Annotated in this window: 11 protein-coding genes; 9 read left to right on the forward strand and 2 right to left on the reverse strand. The window is 52.4% G+C overall.

Annotated elements, in window-relative coordinates; genetic code table 11:
* Nucleotides 1–90: 90 nt before the first annotated feature.
* The 5 genes from ABSH60_RS16085 (at nt 91) to pbpG (ending at nt 5,013) form a co-directional block, all read left to right on the forward strand.
* Nucleotides 91–1,536: an MFS transporter gene (locus ABSH60_RS16085; RefSeq protein ID WP_390974758.1), complete on the forward strand. Its 1,446-nt coding sequence runs from the start codon at nt 91–93 to the stop codon at nt 1,534–1,536.
* Between the two features lie 58 nt (nt 1,537–1,594).
* The gene (gene dusC / locus ABSH60_RS16090) at nt 1,595–2,524 is read left to right on the forward strand and encodes a tRNA dihydrouridine(16) synthase DusC (protein ID WP_122095829.1); all 930 of its coding nucleotides are present in this window, start codon (nt 1,595–1,597) and stop codon (nt 2,522–2,524) included.
* A gap of 51 nt (nt 2,525–2,575) precedes the next feature.
* Complete coding sequence (locus ABSH60_RS16095) at nt 2,576–3,010, forward strand: VOC family protein (protein ID WP_056778265.1); 435 nt, start codon at nt 2,576–2,578, stop codon at nt 3,008–3,010.
* 326 nt (nt 3,011–3,336) lie between these two features.
* Entirely contained in the window at nt 3,337–3,864 is a 528-nt protein-coding gene (locus tag ABSH60_RS16100) for a hypothetical protein (RefSeq protein WP_136377541.1), read from the forward strand.
* A gap of 210 nt (nt 3,865–4,074) precedes the next feature.
* Nucleotides 4,075–5,013, forward strand: coding sequence for a D-alanyl-D-alanine endopeptidase (gene pbpG, locus ABSH60_RS16105; protein WP_056778269.1), 939 nt, complete (start codon nt 4,075–4,077; stop codon nt 5,011–5,013).
* A gap of 307 nt (nt 5,014–5,320) precedes the next feature.
* Here the strand turns inward: pbpG and ABSH60_RS16110 are convergent, their stop codons facing one another.
* Complete coding sequence (locus ABSH60_RS16110; protein ID WP_390974761.1) at nt 5,321–5,953, reverse strand: aspartate/glutamate racemase family protein; 633 nt, start codon at nt 5,951–5,953, stop codon at nt 5,321–5,323.
* Nucleotides 5,954–6,419: 466 nt separating this feature from the next.
* Between ABSH60_RS16110 and ABSH60_RS16115 the strand changes: the two genes are divergently transcribed.
* Together ABSH60_RS16115 and ABSH60_RS16120 are read left to right on the forward strand one after the other, a co-directional pair.
* Nucleotides 6,420–6,995: a hypothetical protein gene (locus ABSH60_RS16115; protein WP_136377417.1), complete on the forward strand. Its 576-nt coding sequence runs from the start codon at nt 6,420–6,422 to the stop codon at nt 6,993–6,995.
* A 177-nt stretch (nt 6,996–7,172) separates the two neighbouring features.
* Nucleotides 7,173–7,763, forward strand: a complete 591-nt coding sequence (locus tag ABSH60_RS16120; RefSeq protein WP_056778278.1) for a Yip1 family protein — start codon at nt 7,173–7,175, stop codon at nt 7,761–7,763.
* 74 nt (nt 7,764–7,837) lie between these two features.
* Here the strand turns inward: ABSH60_RS16120 and dld are convergent, their stop codons facing one another.
* Nucleotides 7,838–9,529, reverse strand: coding sequence for a D-lactate dehydrogenase (gene dld, locus ABSH60_RS16125; protein ID WP_217204882.1), 1,692 nt, complete (start codon nt 9,527–9,529; stop codon nt 7,838–7,840).
* 162 nt (nt 9,530–9,691) lie between these two features.
* On the opposite strand from dld, the gene phnC reads away from it, so the two are divergent.
* Both phnC and phnD read left to right on the forward strand, forming a co-directional pair.
* Nucleotides 9,692–10,528 (forward strand): phosphonate ABC transporter ATP-binding protein, encoded by an 837-nt coding sequence (phnC, locus tag ABSH60_RS16130; protein ID WP_183846262.1) that lies wholly within the window; start codon nt 9,692–9,694, stop codon nt 10,526–10,528.
* A gap of 66 nt (nt 10,529–10,594) precedes the next feature.
* Entirely contained in the window at nt 10,595–11,527 is a 933-nt protein-coding gene (gene phnD, locus ABSH60_RS16135; protein WP_122095822.1) for a phosphonate ABC transporter substrate-binding protein, read from the forward strand.
* Nucleotides 11,528–11,566 lie beyond the last annotated feature (39 nt).

Raw genomic sequence — 11,566 nt, forward strand, 5'->3', positions numbered from 1 at the left:
ACATATTCCAAGTTATTTCTTGTTTTAATCATACCATAACCACAACATGCTTCAATGCGTGGACAGCACAAACCAAAGGGATGCAGAGAAATGTCGGAAAGTCAGAGCGGATGGTCGGATTTATTCAGCGCGGAAAACCGGGGCAGTGCCATTACCCTGAGCGCCGGAGTCGCGCTTTACGCCACCAACAGTTACATCGTGATCACGATTTTACCGTCCGTCGTGCAGGATATCGGCGGGCTGGCGTGGTATGCGTGGAATACCACGCTGTATGTGGTGTGTTCGATCCTCGGCTCCGCGTTATCTGCCCGGCTGATGCGCACCGCCGGGCCACGCGGCAGCTATCTCACCGCCACCGCGATTTTTATCGCCGGAGCGGCCATTTGTACGGTGGCGCCGAGCATGCCGGTGCTGCTGCTGGGGCGGGCGCTACAGGGGCTCGGAGGCGGATTCCTGTTCGCGCTTTCCTACGCGATGATCAATCTCCTGTTTAAGGAATCCCTCTGGCCGCGCGCGATGGCGCTGATTTCCGCGATGTGGGGGATTGCCACGCTGGTGGGCCCGGCGATTGGCGGGATTTTTGCGGAGCTGCATGCCTGGCGCTGGGCATTTGGTTTGCTGCTGCCGCTGACATCGTTGTTCGGTTTCTGGGTCTGGCGGCTTTTACCAAAATCTCAGCGGGTGAAACAACCGCAAGAACCGCTGCCGCTGATGCAACTGGCGTTACTGACGGGCGCGGTGCTGGTGGTGTCTGCCGGCAGTTTGTCCACGCACGGCCTGGTTAATCTTCTCGGATTTGGGGTTGCGGTTCTGATGATGCTGATTCTGCGTCACCGGGAATTTACCGCCGATGTCCGGTTGTTACCGCGTGATGCGCTGCGTACCTCATCGCCGCTGTACGGTTTATATCTGGTGATGACGTTACTGATTATCGGTCTTGGCTGCGAACTCTTCGTGCCTTATTTGCTGCAACATCTGCACGGCCAGACGCCGCTGGCCGCCGGGTATATTACCGCCGCCGCCGCCGCGGGCTGGACGCTCAGTGAAGTGGCCAGCTCAGGCTGGACGGGGCGTCGCGCCGATAACGCCATTATCTCGGGGCCGCTGATTCTGGCCGCCGGTTTGCTGTTATTGCTGTTCACGGTGCCGGTGGCTTTCGGGATGCCATGGCTGAACATCAGCGGTGTGGTGCTTGGCCTGACGCTGGCCGGATTCGGGATCGGTCTGGGCTGGCCGCATCTGCTGACCCGCGTGCTGCAACAGGCTCCTGAAGAGGATCGCGAAAAAGCCGGTGCATCGATAACCGTGGTGCAGTCGTTCGCCGCCGCGTTGGGTGCCGCACTGGCGGGCACCGTGGCGAACTTTGCCGGGGTGAATCAGGGCGATGCCGGTGCATCCAGCGCCGCGTTCTGGATGTTCCTGCTGTTCGCTGTTCCCGCTTTGCTGGCCGTGTGGATTGCCTGGCGTTCGGTGAAGGCGCGGCAGGTGCAGAGTGCCACGCAGACGCAACTTGACCGCGATTTATCACAGGGGTAATTGCCGGAAGACGGGCCTTGCGTTACTCTTGCGCGTCATTTTTAAGGGTTGAACTGCAATGCGCGTATTACTGGCTCCGATGGAAGGTGTACTTGATCCCCTGGTTCGTGAACTTCTCACCGAAGTGAACGACTACGATTTGTGCATCACTGAGTTTGTGCGTGTGGTCGATCAACTGCTGCCCGCCAAAGTCTTCCATCGTCTGTGCCCCGAATTACATCACGACAGCCGCACGCCTTCCGGTACACGGGTTCGCGTGCAGCTGCTCGGCCAATATCCTGAATGGCTGGCAGAAAATGCCGCGCGCGCCGTCGAACTTGGATCATACGGCGTCGATCTCAACTGCGGTTGTCCGTCGAAAATGGTCAACGGCAGCGGCGGCGGGGCGACCTTGCTCAAAGATCCGGAGCTGATTTATCAGGGCGCGAAAGCCATGCGCGCAGCGGTTCCCGCGCACCTGCCGGTCACCGTGAAAGTGCGGCTGGGTTGGGATTCTCTGGACCGCAGCTTCGAAATCGCCGATGCGGTGCAACAGGCGGGCGCGACCGAACTGGCCGTGCACGGGCGCACCAAAGAAGACGGCTATAAAGCAGAGCGTATCAACTGGCAGGCGATCGGCGAAATTCGTCAGCGTCTGAGTATTCCTGTTATCGCCAACGGCGAAATCTGGGATTACGCCAGCGCTCAGGCCTGTATGCAAACCACCGGTTGCGATGCGGTGATGCTGGGGCGCGGCGCGCTGAATCTTCCCAACCTCAGCCGGATGGTGAAATACAACGAACCGCGTATGCCATGGCCGGATGTGATGACGCTGTTGCAAAAATATACCCGTCTTGAAAAGCAGGGCGATACCGGGTTGTATCACGTGGCGCGCATCAAACAGTGGCTGGGATATTTGCGAAAAGAGTACGACGAAGCCTCGGAGTTATTTACTGAAGTGCGCGTGCTGAAGACGTCGAAGGACATTGCCGAACGCATTAACCGGTAGTGTCACTCCATGACTTCTCCGCGCGGCAACGCTTAAATAGGGAGAAGTATCATGGAAAACAACGATATCGGTTTGAGTCACATTGCTTTTGCGGTGAAAGATCTTGATGCCAGCATCAGGTTCTACCAACAGTTTGCCGACATGAAAGTCATCCACCGGCGCGGCGAGCGGGGCACGGATGCCAGACCCGTGGCATGGCTCAGCGACATGACCCGCCATTTTGCCATCGTGCTGGCCGAAGACCCTGAAAACACCGACACCCGACTCGGCCCGTTCGGTCACCTCGGCGTCGCCTGTGCTTCGAGAGAAGCGATGGATGCCCGACTGGCCGAGGCACGCGCTGCGGGCGTTCTGCGTCAGGAGCCAACGGATTCCGGCGCACCGGTCGGCTACTGGGCATTTCTCGATGACCCCGATGGCAATACGCTTGAACTCTCTTACGGGCAGGAAATCGGTTATCTGATTGAATCTAAACCGACCTTGTAATGACCTCTCCAGGTTGATCATTGAAATAAACGAACAGGCTAGCGAATTACGCAGCCGGATTAACAGGCTGCGTAATTCGTTCAGTGATGAATATCCAATGCATTGTTTATAAGCATAATCAATATAGTAATTTTGCGCAGTGACTTTTTAAAGGCGAAATTATTTATCATATTCAAGGGTTATTTTTATAAACTCGAATGGTATTATTTTCAGGTAAATTAAGGTTTTAAATTCAGATGGTGAATTTAAATAGATCATCTATATATAAATATTGAGTTATTAAGCATGCGACAGACGAAGGACTGATAATAAAAAAGGAGTGACTTGTGAAAAGACCATTAAAAATATCCCCGCTAAAAATTATTAAAACGCATGAGCAGCCGCAGTATCTGAAAATGTTATCTCATGGCGTCTGCTATGTTCATGGATCCCACAGCGGGAGCTTCGCCGGCCTGGTGCGCTTCCGGGCTTTGCTGAGCATGGAAGAGATCGATGGCACCGGCTGGTTTGCCCATCACTCACTGACGTCAGGAGAAAGAGGTTATTCTGTCGAGAATATTTATAAGAACCAGCCCATTTCTAAAGGCGTAAGTATGAATTACTTGCAGAATTATTTGGAAAGCGCAGGAAATTATTCATCAATGGGGTTAACCGGTCAGAATTTCCCTGTGTTGTATGGGTTAAATCAGGCGGTGGCTGTTCATCCTACGTTTATTGACCATCCCGTCAGTCAGGGGGGCATTAACATTGATTTTATTGCGGCGATATACGTACCCGAAGTGAATGTCATTGACGCAAAAAACCAGCTGACGAATATCCCGCGCCTGCAAAAATTGGTCTATCCCCTTCTGTAACCGATTTTCCCTTCCGCACCGTTCACCCCGTACGTCTGTGACTTCTGTGGCGAGTGTTCACTTACTCGCCAATCCACGGTTTGCGGGGAGGGATGACAGACTTTGTGACAAATAGATTTGCAAATTGCGAGTGCTAAGACTATTCGCCTAACTTATAATTCGGCGGCTGTTTCGACATGATTTTATGACAACTTTCTTAAATACAGAGCAATGCATGTGAAAATCCGTCTTCTGGTTCTGAGCTTATTCGCCTTAAATACAGGCATGTTGTCTGCCCCAGCCGCGCTCGCTGCAAAGCACGAGCAGGCCGTCGCCCCGATGGTTCAAATTGCTTCAGGCAGTGCCATGGTGGTTGATCTTAAAAGCCATGAAGTGATTTACTCGCGAAATCCGGATGAGGTGAGGCCGATTGCCTCCCTGACCAAACTGATGACCGCCATGGTGACGCTGGATGCGAAACTTCCGCTCGACGAAGTCATCAATATTGATATCAGCAATACCCCTGAAATGCGCGGCGTCTTCTCCCGCGTGAAACTCAACAGTGAAATTACTCGCCGTCAGATGATTCAGCTGGCGCTGATGTCTTCAGAAAACCGCGCGGCTGCCAGTCTCGCGGCTCACTATCCGGGCGGTTACAGCGCCTTTATTAAAGCAATGAATGCCAAAGCCAAATCACTGGGCATGACGCATACCCGTTATGCCGAACCAACCGGTTTATCGCCGCGCAACGTCTCCACCGCGCGCGATCTGACTCGCCTGTTGCTGGCTTCGCAACGCTATCCGCTGATTGGCGAACTGAGCACGACCTCTGAAAAAACCGCCGTGTTCAGCCATCCGTCTTATGCACTGCCTTTCCGGAATACTAACCATCTGATCATGAACCCGTCCTGGAGCATTCAGCTGACCAAGACAGGTTATACCGATGACGCCGGGCACTGTCTGGCGATGCGCACCACCATCAATGGCAAACCGGTGACGCTGGTGGTAATGGATGCCTTCGGGAAATTTACCGCCTTCGCCGATGCCAACCGTCTGCGCACCTGGATGGAAACCGGTAAAACGGTGCCTGTTCCGCAGATTGCGAAAAACTACCGTAAACAGAAAGATCAGCAGAAGTCGCAGCCGAGCGTGGAAGAGGCTCAGGACTGATTTACGCGTCAGCCTGAGTCGCGCAAAGCGCGTTGATGAGCAGAAATCAGATGAAAAAAGTCCGGCGCAATGGCCGGACTTTTTCTTTTGTGCGCAGAAACGTTCAGACGTGCCGATCAGAAGATCAGTTTAAATACCCCTGTCAGGGTCAGTAAGCCGACGATAAAGATAATGGCGATAATCCACAGAATAATTTTCATATTTTTTCCTTAATCTACTCTTAGTCTTCACCGGCCTGATGTGCTAAGCCAATGATATTTCACCTTGAGTATAGCCACTCTTTCGATTTTCGCCTTTTTGTTGCCTGTTACTGAGACACGGCGGCCCGCAGGCCACAAACCGGTGCGGTGAGCGGCGTCCCGATCTGTGTCAGTTCTGCCGCACCGGTCATCGAAGCCTGAGCCAGCGCCACACAGTCAGCGCCTTGCCGGTAAGCGGTGTCGGCGGCAGCGGCAATTGTTTGCAGATAGCCCGCCAGATTTCCCTGTTTAAATTTCTCCCATGCTCCCGCCACCAGCCGGACCTCCAGCACCGCCAGCGGATGCCTTTCTGCCTGTTCAAACAGCCGCCGGGTGGTGTCCAGGGTGGTTTCCACCGCGCAAAGCACCACCACGTTTCCCGGCGTTTTCATCGCCTGCTCTGCCAGCGCCTGATCCACGCGAAAAATCGGTGCCGGACTGCTTTCGTTTGCAAGCGTTGCCGCAGCCCCGAGCGTTGAGCAGGTCAGCAGCACACGGTCTGCATGGGTGGCAAGGCTGCGCAGGAGTTGTGCAGTTTGATGTTCTAAATCCGCCGTCATTCCGCCGGTGCTTTCCGCCGCCGCCAGTAAGTCTGGCCGGGAGAGATGCGTTATTTCATGATGATCAAGCCCAAGCTGGCGGGCGGCGTTATCGAAAACGGCAATATTACTGTCGGCGGTGTGTAAGCAGGTGATGCGCATAGCGGCCTCCTTGAGAGATTCAGCCTTTACGTTAACGGTTTGTGGGGGGAATGGGGAGTAGCTGGCGCCGGTTAAAACGCGTTACCGGGTGTTTTGACTGCCCATAATAATCATAACGCATTGATAAAAATACATTATTTTATTCAGCACTCCGTCTTTCCTGCGGGCATAAACGGCGTCAACAATAACTGGCGACGGGATCGAGATGCAGGGCGGATATGCTGCGACGTCGGTTATAGCGGTTAAGTTTGTTTTCTTGTAACTCACCACCGTTACCGCCACGCGTAACACACTAATTTATCTGGAGTTATTGCTTTGCTCAATGCAACGACCTCAAACATAGATACATTAAAATCGGTGTGTTAAACGAGCAATAAATTGATTTGAGGTGGTTATTTATACAGTGCACACTGGTTGCAGATTAAGGATATCTGAACAGGGAAACGCATGTGAGGGATAACCAACTATGTATCAGCTCAGCACAATGGATATATCGCCCGTCAACCCGACGCTCTATTTCCCAGGCGCACCAGCCTGGCCGGAAGCACCCAAGGAGAAATCGCTGATGGAAAAGCTTTTGCAAAATCAGATCAACAGTATTGAAAAGCAGGGAATTAAAACCGGTGAGGAACTTGCCGGCCTGAATTTGCGTGTGGGGAAGGTGGAACAGCAGGTCAGTCAACTGACCGACGTGATCACGGATACTCACCTCCGAGTCGGCAAGCTGGAACACCAGATGGTCACGCTCACTGAAACCGTGACAGATATGGGGGTGCGTCTCGGGAGAACCGAGCAGAGCATCGCCCGCATCGACGGACACCTGCTGAGGATTGACGATCATCTGGTCCGGATCGATAACCAGTTTGAACAGGTGAATAAGCAGTTTGAAAAGGTAGACGAACGCTTTGTGAAAATAGAAGCTTCCCTAAGCGGCATGCAGGCCATGTTTTATGATCTGATGATTCAACAGACACGCTGGATTATCAGCATGATGCTGGTGTTAGTTGGCATGACTTTTACCGCTGCACGCTTTATTCATTAAAGGCGACCCAAGGCGGCCGATGATCCTTCATGCAGAATTGGCCGCCTCTGCAAAATCAACAATAACGGCTATAATTTAGACAGGCCGCCACCTTCCTTGTGCCTCAGCGTAACGGGCATTCCTGAAGGTTTATCACCGCACGCCGCTGGCGGCTTTCGGCGTACAAGGGGGTGTTTCATGGTAAATCATGTGTGGGGACTGTTGTCCCATCCAGGTCCCGAACTGCAACAAATCCAGCGTGAACGGGAAACCGTTTCACATGTGTATTCTCATCATGTTCTTCTGATGGCGCTTATTCCGGTTGTCTGTTCCTTTATCGGAACCACGCAGCTTGGCTGGAATTTCGGTGACGGGCAGAAACTGCTGGTTTCCATGTTCACCGCGTCCTACATCGCCGTTATTTTTTATGTTCTGATGCTCGGTGCTGTCGCCCTGATGGGGCGAATTATCTACTGGATGGCGCGTCGCTATGACAGTCGTCCGACACTCAACAACTGCATCGTGTTTGCCGGTTACGTCGCCACACCGATGTTCCTCAGCGGGATCGTCGCGTTATATCCGATGGTCTGGCTGTGCCTGTTCGTCGGTATTATTGGTTTGTGCTACAGCGGATATCTGCTGTATCTCGGTATTCCGAATTTCCTGAATATCGACCGCCGTGAAGGCTTCCTGTTCTCCAGTTCAACTCTGGCAATGGGTGTTCTGGTTCTTGAGCTGCTGCTCGCGCTGACGGTGATCATGTGGGGTTACGGAACTCAGCTATTTTGATCTGCACTGCTCCCTCCACTGCGAAGGGGAGGGAGCAACAAACTAACCCCGCATAATCCTGGTACCCGGATTTGTTATTCCTGCCAGTTTTTCAACTTACTGGTTTTTCCTATTCCCGGATTGAAGCTGTTGGTGGGATCGGCCTGCTGGTAGAAGGCTTTCAGGTGCGGTTTCGCCATATACAGATGCCCGACGTTATGCTCGGCCGGGTACTCCGCGCCTTTGGCGTCGAGAAGCTCAAGCATCCTGTGTTTCAGCGCCTTGCTGTTCGCGCCTTTTTTGACGATGTAATCCTGATGGAAAACGTGGCACATGAAATGGCCGTAATACAGTTTTGCCACCAGCTGGTTATCGATATCCTCCGGCAGGGTTTCAAACCATTCGCGGTCATTGCGTCGCAGCGCGATGTCCAGTGCCAGAATGTCCTCCACCTCTTTTTCATGCACTGCGTGATAACGCACCGCGGCACCCGCTGCGGCGAAGCGATGCAGGAAAGCTTTTTTACCTTCATCGGCAGAACAAATAAAGAAATCGCCCTGACCGTCACTGAAGAATCGGGTGAGGAAGTTTCTGGCCTCATCAATGCCCTGACCTGACATTTTCAGCAGCAGATGATGTTCAAAACGATCGCGGTATTGTTTCATCCGTGGAGGCAGATGATTGGGCAGGGCTTTGCTCAGGCATTGCATGACGCGGTCGCTGAAGTTTTTCGGCAGAAAAGGCACTTTGCTGGCGTGGGCATCGAATTTACCTTTGGCGGTAAACATATCCGGCATTTTATCGGTGCCAAGTTTGTCGATCATCATGAAGGTGTCTTTGCCATAGACTTCGGTGATATCGAAAATGTCACGATGCATGTATTCGCCCGCAACAGGCAGATGAGTGAAGTCTCGCAGGATTTGACGGCGCAGTTCAGTGAGGACGGCGGTGTCATTGGTGCCGATGTAAAACACCTGCTGCTGGGTTTCTGCCGGGAAAGTGTCGAGGCGTACCGCAAATACCGCCAGCTTTCCGGCGCAACCTGAGGCCTCAAACAACCGGCGCTGGTCGGCGTTAAAGCGTGACGGCGTATCAGCATCCACTTCACGAACGCGTGAGGCGTATTCGTTATCGGACGCCAGCCGCTTATCGTGCAGGATATCGGTTTCAAGATATTCCGCTTTTTCCAGACGCGTCAGGATCTCCTCGGGTGTATCACCGAGGTTGATGCCCAGATGATTAATCAGCTTCAGCTCTCCCTGCTCATCTATCTGTGCGTAGAGTGCCATTTCGGTATAGGCCGGGCCGCGTTTGACCAGCGAGCCGCCGGAGTTATTGCAGATCCCGCCGACAACGGAGGCACCGATGCAGGATGATCCAATCACCGAGTGAGGTTCCCGGTTGTACGGCTTGAGCATTTTCTCCAGCTTATAGAGTGTGCTGCCGGGAAAGCCGATCACCTGATGGCCGCCGTCGAGCAACTGGATCTTATCCAGCTTCAGCGTACTGAAAATCACTATGTCGCGGTCGTAATCATCACCGCTGGGGGTTGAGCCTTCGGTCAGGCCGGTATTGGCAGCCTGCATGATGACGATTTTATCGGCCTCGATGCACACTTTCAGCAGTTGCCACTGTTGCAGCAATGTCTGTGGGAATACGACCGCCAGCGCTTTGCCTCCGCCGGAGCGAAACCCTTTACGGTAGCGCTCGGTGTTGCTGTCACCGGTCAGAACATGGCGGATGCCGGCAATCTCTTTCAATGCGGCGATGAGTGTCTGATTATCCATTTCATCTTCCTTTTTTGACGTGATGCGCATTTGGCACCTCTACAATCATAGACTTATTCCCGCGCCTTTTTGTCATGCGCTGTCCATTAAATCGTCATTGATGTGTCATAAAACTCGCGCTTAATGAACGCCAGATAATGAAAGCAACCGAGAGACAGCATCATGGCGCAAGCACAACTTAAGCTGGCACAGGCTGAATATCCTCAGGCCGGGACACAGCATCTGAACAAAGTACTCGACGTCAAAGGCCTGGTGAAATCCTATAAATCCGGCCAGCGGGTTCTTGATGACATTAATTTTGATCTGCACGCCGGTGAGTTTGTCGCGGTGATTGGCCGCTCCGGTGCAGGAAAATCTACGCTGCTGCACGTTCTCAATGGCACCATTCCGTTAACCGACGGCAGCGTGGTGTGTCATTACGAAAATGGTGAACAGCAGGAGCTTGCCGGGCTGACCGGCAAAGCGTTGCGCCGCTGGCGTTCCGGTTGTGGCATGATTTTTCAGGATTTTTGCCTGGTCCCGCGTCTGGATGTACTGACTAACGTGTTGCTCGGGCGTCTGAGCCATACCTCAACGTTCAAATCATTCTTTAACCAGTTTAACGACGAAGACCGCGCCCGGGCGATTTCCCTGCTGGAATGGCTGCACATGTTGCCGCATGCGTTACAACGCGCCGAAAATCTTTCCGGCGGGCAGATGCAGCGGGTGGCGATATGTCGTGCACTGATGCAAAACCCCAAAATTTTGCTGGCCGATGAACCCGTTGCTTCTCTCGATCCAAAAAATACCCTGCGCATCATGAATGCACTGAAAAAAGTCAGCGAAGAAAATATCGCGGTGATGGTGAATTTGCATTCGGTCGAACTGGTGAAAGATTATTGCACCCGTGTTATTGGCATTGCGAAAGGGCAAATTATATTTGATGGTCATCCTGATCAGTTAACTGACGGGATCCTGCATCAGTTATACGGTGAGGAACATGAAGCCGTAGCGGTTTAATTATAAGACTCAATTTTGGCACGCTTTATTTCTACTTTCTCTCAATCTACACAAGGTTACCATTACATGAAGAAGTTATTACGTCTGGCAGTCTTTGTTGCAGGTTCCTTTACCGCAATGCACAGCATGGCAGAAGATGCGCCTAAAGAACTGAACTTAGGTATTTTGGGCGGGCAGAATGCGACTCAGCAAATCGGGGATAATCAGTGCGTCAAAGATTTCTTCGATAAAGAATTAAATGTGGATACTAAACTGCGTAATTCCTCCGATTACTCAGGTGTTATTCAGGGTTTATTAGGCAAGAAAGTCGACATGGTATTAAGTATGTCTCCGTCGTCTTTCGCGTCGGTTTATATTAATAACCCGAAAGCAGTGGATCTGGTGGGTATTGTGATCGACGATACTGACAAATCCCGCGGTTACCACTCGGTTGTCGTGGTCAAAGCCGACAGCCCGTACCAGAAAATTTCTGATCTGAAAGGTAAATCCTTTGGCTTTGCTGATCCGGATTCCACCTCCGGTTACCTGATCCCGAATCAGGCGTTCAAGAAAGAGTTTGGCGGCACAACGGATAATAAATACAACAACTTCTTCTCCAGCGTTACCTTCTCCGGCGGCCATGAGCAGGACATTCTTGGCGTGCTGAACGGCCAGTTCGAAGGCGCGGTGACCTGGGCTTCAATGATTGGTGACCGTGAAACCGGTTATACCTCAGGGGCATTCAACCGAATGATCCGTATGGACCATCCGGATCTGATGAAGAAAATCCGTATCATCTGGGAATCTCCGCTGATCCCTAACGGCCCGATTTTAGTGCGCAGCGATTTGCCACCGGCATTTAAAGCCAAACTGGTTTCTGCCATCAAGAAACTGGATAAAGAAGACCACGCCTGCTTCGTGAAAGCCGTCGGCGGTAAACAACACATCGGTGAAACGTCGCTGGCGGAATATCAGCAGATTATCGATATGAAGCGTGAGCTGACTAAAGGCGGTCGTTAATCCGTAGTTTCCTCCTCCTTTTCAGGGGGAGGAATTATT

Source organism: Rahnella sp. R3(2024) (assembly GCF_042920125.1).
Lineage (GTDB): Bacteria > Pseudomonadota > Gammaproteobacteria > Enterobacterales > Enterobacteriaceae > Rahnella > Rahnella rivi.